Origin of the sequence: Micromonospora ureilytica, from assembly GCF_015751765.1 — a bacterium.
GTDB lineage: Bacteria > Actinomycetota > Actinomycetes > Mycobacteriales > Micromonosporaceae > Micromonospora > Micromonospora ureilytica.
Map to the genome: position 1 here is coordinate 2,368,893 of NZ_JADOTX010000001.1, position 13,185 is coordinate 2,382,077.

Genomic DNA, 13,185 nt, shown 5'->3' on the forward strand with positions numbered 1-13,185 from the left:
CGGCGCAGGGCAGAGCCCCACCCCGTCCCGCCGCGCCGCGCCGCGCCGATCTTGCACTTTCTGTCGCCGAGACGCGTTAAATGCCCTCTATGTCGCGACAGTAAGTGCAAGATCGCGGGGCGGGTCCGTCGATCATGGAGTTGTGTGCCTTGCTTGTCCCGGTGAGGGGCACTTTGTCACCCACCACAACTCCATGATCGACGGGGGCAGGGCAGGGCAGGGCAGGGCGGGGCGGGGCGGGGCGGGGCAGGGGCGGAACCGTCAGGGCAGGGCTGGTGTTTGGGCGTGGATGTGGAAGCGCAGCGAACGGGCGTCGGTGAAGCACTCCCGCATCGGGCGTACCAGCTCCCGATGCTCGGGACTGCGTTCCCAGTCTTCGAAGTCGGCAAGGCTCGCCCACTCGCTGGTGATCAACCACTGCTCCGGGTCGGTCGCCGACCGGCACACCTGGTCGACCAGGTGCCCCGGCACGCCGCCGGCGACCAGGTGCCGCACCTGTTCGTACGCGGCGAGGAACTGCTCGGTGCGCGGCGCCGGCACCCGTACCAGGAAGACCACCCGCGCTCGTTTGTCGCTCATGACGCCTCTCCCCTCATCGGCGCGGCCCCGCGCAGGACCAGCGCGCTGTTGAACCCGTCGAAGCCCCGCGCGCAGACCAACGCCAGCCGGCTGCGCGGCCGGCGGTGTTCCCGCAGGAAGTCCAGCTCGCAGCCCTCGGCCACCTCGTCCGGCCCCGCCGACGCGGGCAACGTGTCGTGGGCGAAGGCCAGCAGCGCGGTGGCCACGTCCAATGCCGAGCCGCCCTGGTACGCCCGACCGGTAAGCGGTTTCTGCGTGGTCACCGGGGGCGGCCGGTCGGCGAACACGGCGCGCAACGCCTCGGCCTCGCTGCGGTCGTAGCGGCGCACGCCGAGCGCGTCGGGCAGCACCACGTCGATTCCGGCCGCGGCGACGCCCGCCCGGTCCAGGGCCAGGCGCATCGCCCGCGCGTACTGGGCCGGGTCGCCGCTGCTCTCCGCCGTGGTGTGCGCGGCGTCGTGGGTGGAGCCCCAACCGCTCACCTCGCCGTAGACCCGGGCGCCCCGAGCCAGCGCGTGCCCCAGCTCCTCCACCACGAACACCGCTCCCCCCTCGGCCGGCAGGTAGCCGCTGGCCGTGGCGTCGAACGGCCGGTACGCCCGCTCCGGGTCGGCCACGTCGCTGAGCAACCCGGAGCGCAGCTGGCAGGCCAGCGCGTACGGGCTCAACGGGCACTCGGTGGCGCCGGCGATCACGACCGGGGTGCCCCGACGTACCGCGCGGGCGGCGTGCGCCAGGCTGTCCAGCCCGCCGGCCGCCTCCGCGACCAGCACCCCGCTCGGGCCCTTGAACTGGTGGTGGATGGAGAGCTGCCCGACGCTGGCCGCGTAGAACCAGGCGATCGACTGGTACGCCCCGACGGTCCGCGACGTGCCGCCCCACAGCCGTTGCAGCTCCCGCTGACCGAACAGGTTGCCCCCGGACGAGCTGGCCAGGGTCATCGCGTAGCCGTACGGGTCGGGGGCCCGGTCGGGCAGGCCGGCGTCGGCCAACGCCAGCCGGGTGGCGGCGAAGCCGAGGTGCGTCCACCTGTCGGTCTGCACCAGTTGTCGACTGTCGGCGTACGAGTCGGCGGTGAAGCCGGGCACCTCCCCGCCGAAGCGGGTCGGATAGCCGGACGGGTCGAACAACGTGATCGGCCCGGTCCGGCGGGTGCCGGCGAGGACCGTGCGCCAGTGCGCGTCCGCGCCGATGCCGCTCGGCGCGACCACGCCGATGCCGGTCACCACGGCACGAGCGACCTCGGCGCTCACGCCAGCACTCCGCTTCGCTCCGCGCCGGCGCGAGACGCCACGCTGCTGTGCCCGATGGTTCGCTCGCTACGCTCGCTCACGCCAGCACCGCGCCGAGCATCCGACGGAAGACCATCGCCGACTGGAAACCTCCGAACCCGCTGCCCACCGAGAGGGCAACGTCCACCGGGACCTCCCGCGCCTCATTGGGTACGTAGTCCAAATCGCACTCCGGGTCCCGGGTACTCCAGTTCGCCGTCGGCGGCACCACACCGAACTCGATGGCGAGGGCGCACGCGGCCATCTCGATGGACCCGATCGCGCCGAGCGAGTGCCCGACCATCGACTTGATCGAGCTGATCGGTATTTGGTACGCGGCCTGGCCCAGCGCCCTCTTGAACGCGGCCGTCTCGTGTCTGTCGTTCTGCCGGGTACCCGAGCCGTGCGCGCTGATGTAGGAGACCTGCTCGGGCAGGATCCTGCCCTGCTTGAGCGCGTCGGTGACGGCGAGGCCCATCTCCAGCCCGTCCGGGCGCAGCCCGGTCATGTGGTAGCCGTTGCTGCGGCTGGCGTAGCCGGCCACCTCGCAGTAGATGTGCGCCCCCCGCCGCCGGGCGTGCCCGGCCTCCTCCAGCACCAGCACCGCCCCGCCCTCGGCCAGCACGAACCCGTGCCGGTCGGCGTCGAACGGGCGGGAGGCGTGTGCCGGGTCGTCGTTGTCCGGGCTGGTCGCCTTGATCGCGTCGAACGACGCGACAGTGACCGGCGAGATCGGCGAGTCGGACGCGCCGGCCAGCATCACGTCCGCCTCACCGTCCACGATCATCTGGTGGGCGTACCCGATGGCGTCGATGCCGGAGGTGCAGCCGGTGGAAACCACCTGCGCCGGGCCGTGCAACCCGTGCCGGCAGGCCACGTCCGCCGCGAGGCTGCTGGGCACCAGCGCCTGATAGAGGTACGGGCCACCGCGCGCCCCGTCCACCAGCCAACGCCGGCCGTGCTCGCTCACTGTGACGTACTCCTGCTCCAACGCCATCGTTCCGCCGACCGCCGTGCCCAGCACCACCCCGGCCCGGTCCCGTTCCGCGTCGGTGAGCACCAACTGAGCGTCGGCCACCGCCTCGGCGGAGCAGGCCAGCGCGAACTGCACGTACCGGTCGGCCCGGCGTCGCTCGGCCTCGCTGAGCCCCGCCGCGACCGGGTCGAAGTCGCACTCCCCGGCGATCTGGGACCGGAACGCCGACGGGTCGAAGAAGCTGATCCGCCGGGTGGCGGTCCGCCCCTCGGTGATGGTCTTCCAGAAGCGGTCCCGGCTGGCGCCGCCCGGGGCGACCACCCCAATCCCGGTCACCACCGTGCGGCGCCCCGTCATCGCGCCACCTCTGTTCGCGACTGCGGGGCTCGCAAACCCGGCTCACTCCTCGCGCTCACGACGACCCGCCCCGCTGTTCGACAAGCTCGGTGTCGACGTGACCCAACTCGGGCCGGGGGGCGAGGGGGCCCAGGTGGAAGACCACCTCGGCCGGTTCGACGCCGGTGTTGCGCAGTCGGTGCCGCACGTTCACCGGTACGAACAGTCCCTCGCCGGCGGCCAGCAACGTCGGCTGGTCGTCCAGGTCGACGGTGATCGCACCCCGCACCAGGTACAGGAACTCCTCGCTGTACGGGTGGTAGTGCTCGGCGATCCGCTCCCCGGGCGCGAGCGTGGCCACCCCGAGGAAGCCCGAGGTGCTGCCGACGGTGCGGGGGCCGAGCAGCACCCGCAGCTCACCGCCGCGGCGGCGGTCGGCGGGTACGTCCCGGGCGGCGATCGGGCGGGTGCTCAGGTCACTCATCGTCGGCCCCCGTCGGCTCGCCGCTGGCCGTCGGGCTGCCCTGGTCGGCGCGCTGCCAGGCGGTCCGCTCCACCCGGTCCTTGATCACCGCGAGTTGGATCACGCTGTTGGTGTTGATCCGCTCGGTCATCGCGGCGTTGTCGACCGGCGCGGTCGGCCTCATCGCGAAGTCCTGCGTCCAGGTCATCCGGGTGCCGCCCGCCTCCTCGGTGTAGCGCCAGTGGATGCGCATGTACTCGAACGGCCCGGTCTCCACCCGGTGCGCCCGGACCTGCCTGCTCACCGGGTCGGCGGTGCGCTCGCTGACCCAACTCCAGGACACCCCGTTCTCGTCGGGGTACATGGTGAGCCGGAACCGCACCGTGTGACCCTCGCGGTGCAGGATCTCCACCACGGCGTACTCGGTGAACAGCTCGGTCCAGTTCGCCACGTCGTTGGTGACCTCCCAGACCAGTCCCAACGGCGCGTCGATGACCACGCTGTTCTCGGTGTGCCCGGGTGGGTCGGCACGGCGGGCGACCAGGTCGGCCACCGCCGGGATGCTCAGCTGCCCGGCCTGTTCAGGGATGGCCACCTGCCAGCGGTCGGCGACGACCGCGGAGAGTTCCAGCAGGGCGAGCGAGTCCATGCCCAGCTCCTCCAGCGACGCGGCGGGCGCCCGGGCCGCGGCGTCGGCGTCCAGCCCGCAGTGCGCCACCAGGATGTCGGTGATCTCGGCGGTCATCGGGCGACCATGGGTGACGGTCATCGGGTCCTCCTGTGGGTTGCGTCGGGATCGGCGGCGGGCGCGGTGCGGGGTGCGGGAGTGGACGTCGGCCCCCGCGCGGGCGCGGCGAGCAGACGGTCGACCAGGCCGGTGGTGTAGCGGCCCTTGCGGAATGCGGCGTCGTCGAGCACCCGTCGGACGAACGGGATGGTGGTGTGCACGCCCGGACCGGCGACGTCGAACTCGTCCAGGGCACGTTCCAGCCGGTTGAGGGCCAACTCCCGGTCGGGCGCCCAGACGATCACCTTGGCCAGCAGGGAGTCGTACCAGGGGCCGACCAGGTAACCGGCGCTGGCGTGGGTGTCCACCCGGGTGAACGGGCCGCCGGGTGGGGTGAACCGCTCCAGCCGGCCGGGGGTGGGGGCGAAGCCGCGCTCGGGGTCCTCGGTGTTGACCCGGCACTCCACCGCGACGCCGTGCAGGCGGATCTCCTCCTGCCGCCAGCGCAGTGGCACCCCGGCGGCGATGTGCAGTTGCTCGTGCACCAGGTCGATCCCGGTGACCATCTCGGTCACCGGATGCTCCACCTGGATCCGACAGTTGATCTCCAGGAAGTGGAACTTCTCCTCGGCGTCGACCAGGAACTCCAGCGTGCCGGCACCGACGAAGCCGACCTGGAGCGCGCCCCGCAGGGCGGTCTCGGCGATGGTGTCGAGGACGGCGGCGGGCAGCGACGGGGCGGGCGCCTCCTCGACCAGTTTCTGGTGCCGGCGCTGCACCGAACAGTCCCGGGTGCCCAGGTGCACCCCGTTCCCGTGGGCGTCGCAGAGCACCTGCACCTCGACGTGCCGCGCCTCGGTGAGGTAGCGCTCGACGTACACCCGGTCGTCGCCGAAGGCGGCCTGCGCCGCGGCCCGGGTGCGGGTGTACGCCCGGCGCAGCTCACCCGGGGTGTGCACCACTGTCATCCCCCGGCCCCCGCCCCCGGCGGCGGCCTTCACGATCACCGGGTAGCCGACGGCCTCGGCCACCTCGGCCGCCGCGGCGGCGGTCGGCACCGGCGCGACACTGCCCGGCGACAGCGGCAGGCCGGCACGGCTCATCAGTGCCCGTGCCGAGGACTTGTCGGCCAGCGCGGCCATCACCGCCGGCGGCGGGCCGATGAACGTCAGCCCGTTGTCGGCGCAGATCTCGGCGAAGTCGGCGTCCTCGGAGAGGAAGCCGTAGCCGGGGTGCACGGCCTGCGCGCCCACCTGCCGGGCGGCCTCCACGATGGCGGCGGCGTTGAGGTAGCTGCGCCGACTCGACGCCGGTCCGATCCGGACGGCCTGGTCGGCGAGGCGGACCACCGCCGAGTCGGCGTCGGCGGCGGAGTAGACCACAGCCGTTCGCATGCCGAGCTCCTTGCAGGCGCGCAGCACCCGCAGCGCGATCTCACCCCGATTGGCGATCAGCACGGTCTCGAACATGGTCAACCACCCCGCGCTGTCATGCCGGGTCCAGGTCGACGAGCGGTTGGTCGTACTCGACCGGCTGGCCGTCCTCGACGAGGATCGCTGCCACCCGTCCGGCCCGGTCGGCGGTCACCTCGTTCATCAGCTTCATCGCCTCGACGATGGCGACCGGCTGGCCCGGGCGGACCAGGTCGCCCACCGCGACGAACGGCCGCGCGCCCGGCTCCGGCGCCCGGTAGAAGGTGCCGACGATCGGTGCCCGCACCGCGGCGCGCCCGGGCACCGGCGGCCGGATCGCCGCGGGCGGGGCGCCGGGCGCCGACGCCGTCTGGGCCGGTACGGCAGGTACGTCCGGTCGGGTCACGTCTTCGGGGTGCCACTCGACCTCCAGCACCGCCGGCCCGCTGCGCAGTCGGATCCGGCGCACCGGCCCGGCCAGCTCGGCGATCAGGTGCTGGGCCTGCCGGCGTAGCGCGGCCAGCGCCTCCTCGCCACCCGCCCCGACGTCGTCGGCCGCGTCCACTGTCGACAACGACCCGTCGCCGGCGGTCATCGCAGGCCCGCCCGAGCGGCGGCGCGGTTCGCGCCGAACCGTCGGAAGCGTTGCCGGCGCAGGCGGACCAGCATGGCGGGCGGCACGTCCAGCAGCGGCAGGAGGTTGGCCAGCAGGGCGGCGCGCAGCCGGTCGGCGGTCTCCGCCGGGTCGTCGTGTGCCGCGCTCGACGGCTCCGAAACGACCTCGTCGACCACTCCGAGTCGGCACAGGTCGGGCGCGGTCAGTCGCAACGCGCGGGCAGCCTGCGGCGCCGCGGACCGGTCCGGCCAGAGTATCGCCGCACACCCCTCGGGGCTGATCACCGAGTAGACAGCGTTCTCCAGCATCAACACCCGGTCGGCCACCGCCAGCGCCAGCGCGCCGCCGCTGCCGCCCTCCCCGGTGATCACCGCGAGCACGGGGGTGGGCAGCACGGTGAGGGTGAGGATGTTCTCGGCGATGGCCGCCGCCTGCCCCTGCTCCTCGGCGCTCACCCCCGGGTCGGCGCCGGGGGTGTCCACGAGGGTGACCACGGGCAGACCGAGCCGGGCCGCGAGACGCATGAGCCGCAACGCCTTGCGGTGCCCGGCCGGGCTGGCCATGCCGAAGTTACGGGCGACCAACTCGGCGGTGGTGTGCCCCTTCTGGTGGCCGATGACCATCACGTGCCGGCCGGCCAGCCGCGCCACCCCACCCACGATGGCCGGGCAGTCCGCGCCGAGCCGATCGCCGTGCAGCTCCACGAACCCGTCGAAGACGGAGTCCAGGTAGTCCAGCGTGGTCGGTCGCCCGGGGTGCCGAGCCAGCCGGACGGTGTCCCACGCGTCGCGTACCGCAGGGGTGTCGCCCGCGGCCGGGGTTGACCCGTCGGCCACCGGGCCCGCTGGCCGCACCAGGGCCGCGCCGTCGTCGGCGAGGCGCTCGCGGCGCGGCGCCGGCTCCTGCCGGGGTACGGGCGGACGCGCCGGACGGCCGGCACGGGTCGCGGCGAGCAGCGCCACCAGCCGTCCACGCAGCGACCGGCGCTGCACCACCATGTCGACCTGCCCGTGCCGAAGCAGGAAGTCGGCGGTCTGGAAGCCCTCCGGCAGGGCCCGCCCGGTGATCTGGCGGATCACCCTGGGGCCGGCGAAGCCCATCCGCGCGCCGCTCTCGGCGAGCACCAGATCGGTGTTGGTGGCGAACGAGGCGGCCACCCCGCCGTAGGTCGGGTCGGTGAGGACGCTCACGGTGAGCAGCCCCGCCTCGCGCAGCGCGGCGATGGCCTGGCTGACGGTGGCCATCTGCATCAACGACAGCGCGCCCTCCTGCATCCGCGCCCCACCGGAGGCGGTGACCAGGACGAGTGGGGTGCGGTCGTCCAGCGCCCGTTCGGCCGCCCGGGTGATCAGCTCGCCCACCGCGCAACCCAGGCTGCCGCCGAGGAAGCGGAAATCCATCACCGCCAGGACCACCGGGTGCCCACCGATGGCAGCCGTGGCGCAGACGACCCCCTCGGCCAAGCCGGTGCTGGCCCGCGCGGCGGTGAGCCGGTGCGGGTACGGCAGCACGTCGACGAAGTCGATCGGGTCCGCCTCCGGCAGCCGGTCGGGTAGCAGGCGCAGCGAACCCGGGTCGACCAGTTGGCGCAGGCGTTCCGGCGCGCCGAGTCGGGCATGCTCCCCGCACTCCGGGCAGACGTCGAGGTTGCGGCGCAGCCGTTTGCGGTAGAGCAGGCTGGCGCAGCCCGTGCACCGTAACCAGAGTTGCTCCTCGCGCGGCGCGGTGGCCGTCACGACCGCCGCCCGGCGTCCGGGGCGTCGAACCGGTAGAAGCACCGCGCCATGGCGTCGCGCGGCGAGCGCCAGGTCGACAGGTACGGCGACACGTACGGACGCAGGCGGTCACTGACCCGGATGAACTCGGGGTGGCCACGAGCGGCCTCCACAGCGCCCTCCGCCGGCTGTGCGGTCTCGAGCAGGTGCACATAGAGGTCGTGCAGTCGGTACAGCGAGCGGTGCCGGACACCGACCAGGCGCGGCAGCTCCGTCACGTCCGACTCGGCGAAGATCTCGGCGACCCGCTCCTCGGCGGTCGGATCCACCTTCGCGACGATCAGCGATCGGTCCATACTGGGCCTCCCCCCACAGCGTCCGGCCGGCGACGGGTAGCCCCGGACGCGCTGGACGACTGCCGACACGATGCGCCGGTCCTCGTCACGGCGGCGTCACCGCGCCGGGCCGACCAGCGACGCATGGTGGTGACGCTGCGTTGACGCAACCTGTGTATCAGCTATGCGTCCGGTGTGCTCCGGGCGCTAATGTTTATGCAGTTCAGAACCGATCTCGGGTTGACTGTCGGCAATAGAAGGTCCACGCTGCCGTTGACTCAACGTGACCATTATTGATAATCTTCAGCGTGGTCAGCCTGGTGGCCTCGGCGGGCGGGGCCGCGCCTGGCCACGCCGCGATCGGCGGGGTCGACAGTGGCGTCACGGGCGACCGATCCGGGACACAGCAGACAGTCGGGACGAGCGTTCCGCAGGGGGTGCCGCCGTGGCCGCTGATCCGTCCGTGCCGACCGCCGGAGACCCGCCCGAGGAGGGTGTCTCACTGCACCTGCTCGGAGGCTTCCGACTCCTCCGCGAGGCGGTGCCGGTCGTGGTGCCGCGCGGGCTGCAACGGGTGATCGCGCTGATCGGGCTGCGCCCCGGCGCCACCCGCAGCCAGCTCGCCGGGCTGCTCTGGCCCGACGCGTCGGAGGAGCGGGCGCTGTCCTCCCTGCGCACCGCCCTGTGGCGGCTCCGCCAGGACCCGTGCTGCCCGATGACCGTGGCCAGCGACACCGTACGCCTCGGCCCGGCGGTCCGGCTCGACGTGGACGACCTGGTCGGCACCGCGGCCCGGGTCCGGGACGGCGACGACCCCCGCACCGCCGCCGGGGCGCTCGCCGCCGGACGACACGACCTCCTCCCCGGCTGGTACGACGACTGGGTGCTGCTGGACCGGGAACGCCTGCGCCAACTCCGCCTGCACATGCTGGAACAGGTGGCCGGGCACCACCTCACCGCGGGGCGGCACGGCGAGGCCCTCGAAGCCGCGCTGGAGGCGATGGCCGCCGAGCCGCTACGGGAGACACCACACCGGCTGGTGGTCCGCATCCACCTGGCCGAGGGCAACGCCTTCGAAGCCGTGCACGCCTTCTACGTCTACCGGGACCTGTTGCGCCGGGAACTGCGGCTGGAGCCGAGCCCCGCCATGAGCGCCCTGCTCGACGACACCCTCGCCCCGATTCGCCAGGCCAGTCGCGACGCCAGCACCGACCGGCCGTCACCGGCCGGCCGACGTACGTGACGGTGCCGCCGCCCGTCACCGGCCGGTCGGTGCACGTGACGGTGACGTGACAGGCGCTGCGGCACGGTGGGCGCACAGAGCACGTGGCACCGATCCCCGAGGGTCGGGCACGCCACCGGCGGAAGGGGTCCCATGAGTCGTCTACTGATCGTCAGCCGGATCATCCCGGGAGCGGAGGGGCGGGTCGCGCAGATCTTCGCCGAATCCGACGCCACCGAACTCCCCAGCCTGACCGGCGTCACGCACCGATCCCTGTACTGCCTGCACGACCTGTGCGTACACCTGCTGGAGACCTCGGACGACGTCGACCCGGACGCGCTCGCGGCGGCCCGCAACCACCCGCTCTTCCAACAGGTCAACGAACGACTCTCCGCGCACACGTCGCCGTACCTGCCGACCTGGCGCTCCCCCCGGGACGCGATCGCCGGCTGCTTCTACCGGTGGGACGCGCCCGACGTGCCCGCGGCGCGCCCAGCCAGCACCGACGTGCCCGCGGCGCGCCCAGCCAGCACCGAGGCACCCGCCGCACACCCGGCCGGCTGACATGTCCGCCGCACCACCGCACGTCCTGATCATCGGCGCGGGCACGGGCGGACTGTGCCTGGCGCACGGTCTGCGCCGCGCCGGGATCAGCGTCGCCGTCTACGAACGGCACGGCAACCGCGCCGAAGGGCTGCTCGGCTACCGGGTCGGCATCGGCCCCACCGGTAGCCGGGCGCTGCGGGAGTGCCTGCCCCCGGAGCTGTTCGCCACCTTCCTGGCCACGTGTGCCCGGCCGCCGCACTACTTCAACGTCGTCACCCAGAGGCTCCGCCAGACCGCGTCGTTCGGGCTGCGGCCGAGCGCCGACCCGGTGCGCACCGAACACTCGGTGGCCCGGATGGTGCTACGCCAGGTGCTGTTGACCGGCCTGGAGGACGTGGTGCACTTCGACAAGACCTTCACCCGGTACGAGCAGCACGACGACGGCACGGTCACCGCGCACTTCGCCGACGGCACCACCGCCACCGGCGACCTGCTGGTGGCGGCCGACGGCACCCATTCGGCCGTACGCCGCCAGTACCTGCCGCACGCCGTCACCCGCGACGCCGGGACGATCAACATCGCCACCCGGATCCCGCTGACCCCGTACACCCGTGGTCTCGTTCCCGAGCGGGTCCAGCAGGGCATCTCACTGATCTTCGGCGTCGGCGGGATGATGGGCGTGCTGCACGTGATGGAGTTCAAGTGGAACGCCGAACGGGCGATCAAGCCCGGCGTCAGCGCGGCCGACGCGGCCCTGCTCCAAGACTGGCCCGGCCTGGCCCACGACACCACCACCGACAACATCAACCTGATCATCTGGAGTGCGGCCAACCGGTTCCCCGCCGACGTCATGGAACGCCGCGGCGAGGACCTGGTGCAGGTCGCCCTGGACCTCACCTCGAACTGGCACCCGCACCTACGGGAACTGCTCACCCACGCGGACCCGGCCAGCGCCCTACCGATCAAAGTGTCCACGTCCGAGCCGGTGCCGCCCTGGAAGAGCAGCACCGTCACCATGCTCGGCGACGCCATCCACACCATGACCCCGGGTCGCGGCGTGGGCGCGAACACCGCGCTGCGCGACGCCCGCCTGCTCTGTGAACAGCTCAGCCGCGCCACCGCCGGCGACAAGACCCTGCTCCAGGCGGTCGCCGACTACGAGGCCGTGATGGCCCCGTACGGCTTCGCGCGAGTCGCCGAATCGTTGAATCGCAGCGGCACCAACGGCGACGACCGGATGTACCGGCCGGTGGTGGGTCGGCTCGCGTTGCTCGGAGCGCGCGGCTACTTCGGAGTGACCAGCCGGGTACCACGGCTCCGTCGCCGGTTCGTCGACGACTTCCACACCTACGAGGGCGACCGGGACTGAACCCCGCATCGCCCGACCCGGGCTCGGCGTCCCTCGCCGGGCCCGGGTCTCATCGTGTCTGGACCCCGCCGGGTACCGGTGTCATGTGGGTGCCGGTCTCATCGGGCCGGATTTGGGTGCGATTGGGCGACGCTGTGTCACACGGCAGGCACCGGCTGAGGTGGCCGGCCCACCCGCAACGCTGACGGCCGATCCTGCCTGTCGTCGGCAATACGCGTGTGCGAAGCTGCGGCGAGTTTTTCTCGTGACTTTTCCAACGATCTGAGAGGGAGGTTCGCCGTGGCGTGGTCTTTCGGACACTCGCTGATAGTGGTACTGGCACTGTTGCTGGGCCTGGCCGCCGGGTGGCTGCTGCGCGGCCGACGGGGTGTACAGGGCAATTCGATTGTGGATGGTGACCCCGTCGCCGGCCTGGCCGTGATCACCACGCCCACGCCGGCTGCCACCACCGACGAGGCCCGCCCCGCGGCCGCCGTCGACTCGGCGCCCACCGCGGTCGCCGACGAGCCGGCACCTGTCGACACGGTCAGCGCGCCCGCCGCGATGACCGAACCGGACGATCCCACCCCGGTGCCCGTGCCGGCGGACGCACCGAGCACGGTCGACCCGGCGGACATGGCACTGACCGAGGACCCGCCGCCCGTACCGGCCAGCGAGCAGTCCGACGTCACTGAACTGCGGCCGGAGCCGGCCGTGGAGTCGTCCCCCGAGCCGGTCACTGTCGACGAGCAGCCCGCCCCGGCGGCCGTGGTCGCTCCCCGCCAGCCCGCGGACGACCTGCCGACCGCCAACGCGGCACCGCTCGACCCGACGCCGGCCAACGATGCGGCGATCGACGACGCGCCGGCTGCCACCATCCCGGCCGACACCGCGCCCGCCGACGACGCCCCGGTTGAGACCGCGCCCGTCAACGCCACGCCGATCGACACGACGCCGGACGACGACGCGCCGGACTCCGTCGGCCTGGTCGACGACTCGGAGACCAAGGCCACGACTGTCGACGCCACGTCGGCAGACGCGTCGGCGACCGCAGACCCGTCCGACGCCGAGCCGGTGCGCGTCGATTCCGTGAACGCCGAGCCGGTGAACGCCGAGCCGGTTGACGCCGAGCCGGTTGACGCCGAGTCTGCGGTTGACGCCGCGGGCGCCGAGCGGTCGGTGGTGGCCACGCCTCCGCTACGGCCGACCACCGCCGCGACCCCTCCGGTCCGTTCGGCCGCCGACGCGGCGATCAGCAGCGTCGACGCCGACCCGACGGGCCCAGCCGACGACTTCCGCCGGATTCAGGGGATCGGACCGAAGATGGCGGCGGCGTTGCAGGACGCGGGTGTGCGGACGTACGGGCAACTCGGCGAGTTGGACGAGCCGGCGCTGCGCGACCTGATCCGGGCCGCAGGCCTGCGCGCCGCACCTGGGTTGGCCAGCTGGCCGCAGCAGGCACGCGTGCTCGCCGGCGCCGGCGAGGAGATGGCCGCGGTGCTGCCGAACGGCAACCAGGCCTGACCGTCCGCACTCGAGCCCGACCGCACTCGAGCCCCCGGCAGCCGTCCATCGCGACGGCGCGCCGGGGGCTCGGCCGTAGCTACCGAAACTCCCCCACCGCCCGCCGCCCCGGTGA

General features: G+C 73.1%; 12 protein-coding genes and 1 pseudogene. 4 read left to right on the plus strand and 9 right to left on the minus strand.

Features of this window, described 5'->3' with window-relative positions; genetic code table 11:
• Positions 1 to 261: 261 nt before the first annotated feature.
• From IW248_RS10510 to IW248_RS10550, 9 genes are all read right to left on the minus strand, one after another.
• Positions 262 to 579, minus strand: coding sequence for an antibiotic biosynthesis monooxygenase family protein (locus IW248_RS10510; RefSeq protein WP_124815314.1), 318 nt, complete (start codon positions 577 to 579; stop codon positions 262 to 264).
• Complete coding sequence (locus IW248_RS10515; RefSeq protein ID WP_196926810.1) at positions 576 to 1,832, minus strand: beta-ketoacyl synthase N-terminal-like domain-containing protein; 1,257 nt, start codon at positions 1,830 to 1,832, stop codon at positions 576 to 578. Before IW248_RS10515 ends, IW248_RS10510 begins: the two co-directional genes overlap by 4 nt.
• Before the next feature lie 76 nt (positions 1,833 to 1,908).
• Positions 1,909 to 3,183, minus strand: coding sequence for a beta-ketoacyl-[acyl-carrier-protein] synthase family protein (locus tag IW248_RS10520; RefSeq protein ID WP_196926811.1), 1,275 nt, complete (start codon positions 3,181 to 3,183; stop codon positions 1,909 to 1,911).
• Positions 3,184 to 3,238: 55 nt separating this feature from the next.
• The gene (locus IW248_RS10525; protein WP_030492081.1) at positions 3,239 to 3,646 is read right to left on the minus strand and encodes a cupin domain-containing protein; all 408 of its coding nucleotides are present in this window, start codon (positions 3,644 to 3,646) and stop codon (positions 3,239 to 3,241) included.
• Positions 3,639 to 4,394 carry an SRPBCC family protein gene (locus tag IW248_RS10530; RefSeq protein ID WP_196926812.1) on the minus strand — a complete coding sequence of 252 codons (756 nt, stop codon included), beginning with the start codon at positions 4,392 to 4,394 and terminating at the stop codon, positions 3,639 to 3,641. Before IW248_RS10530 ends, IW248_RS10525 begins: the two co-directional genes overlap by 8 nt.
• Entirely contained in the window at positions 4,391 to 5,821 is a 1,431-nt protein-coding gene (locus IW248_RS10535) for an acetyl-CoA carboxylase biotin carboxylase subunit (protein ID WP_196926813.1), read from the minus strand. The genes IW248_RS10530 and IW248_RS10535 overlap by 4 nt, the downstream gene beginning before the upstream one ends.
• A gap of 19 nt (positions 5,822 to 5,840) precedes the next feature.
• A complete protein-coding gene (accB, locus tag IW248_RS10540; RefSeq protein ID WP_196926814.1) occupies positions 5,841 to 6,359 on the minus strand; it encodes an acetyl-CoA carboxylase biotin carboxyl carrier protein in 519 nt (172 codons plus the stop codon).
• Positions 6,356 to 8,116 (minus strand): acetyl-CoA carboxylase carboxyltransferase subunit alpha, encoded by a 1,761-nt coding sequence (locus IW248_RS10545; protein WP_196926815.1) that lies wholly within the window; start codon positions 8,114 to 8,116, stop codon positions 6,356 to 6,358. Before IW248_RS10545 ends, accB begins: the two co-directional genes overlap by 4 nt.
• Positions 8,113 to 8,451, minus strand: a complete 339-nt coding sequence (locus tag IW248_RS10550) for a TcmI family type II polyketide cyclase (protein WP_196926816.1) — start codon at positions 8,449 to 8,451, stop codon at positions 8,113 to 8,115. Before IW248_RS10550 ends, IW248_RS10545 begins: the two co-directional genes overlap by 4 nt.
• Before the next feature lie 424 nt (positions 8,452 to 8,875).
• Between IW248_RS10550 and IW248_RS10555 the strand changes: the two genes are divergently transcribed.
• From IW248_RS10555 to IW248_RS33970, 4 genes and pseudogenes are all read left to right on the plus strand, one after another.
• The gene (locus tag IW248_RS10555; protein WP_196926817.1) at positions 8,876 to 9,673 is read left to right on the plus strand and encodes an AfsR/SARP family transcriptional regulator; all 798 of its coding nucleotides are present in this window, start codon (positions 8,876 to 8,878) and stop codon (positions 9,671 to 9,673) included.
• A 132-nt stretch (positions 9,674 to 9,805) separates the two neighbouring features.
• On the plus strand, positions 9,806 to 10,216 hold the full coding sequence (locus tag IW248_RS10560; protein ID WP_231396260.1) for a TcmI family type II polyketide cyclase: 411 nt from the start codon (positions 9,806 to 9,808) through the stop codon (positions 10,214 to 10,216).
• Position 10,217: 1 nt separating this feature from the next.
• Complete coding sequence (locus IW248_RS10565; RefSeq protein ID WP_196926818.1) at positions 10,218 to 11,567, plus strand: FAD-dependent oxidoreductase; 1,350 nt, start codon at positions 10,218 to 10,220, stop codon at positions 11,565 to 11,567.
• Between the two features lie 1,218 nt (positions 11,568 to 12,785).
• Positions 12,786 to 13,070: pseudogene (locus IW248_RS33970) on the plus strand (helix-hairpin-helix domain-containing protein); the annotation flags it as partial.
• Positions 13,071 to 13,185: the final 115 nt, after the last annotated feature.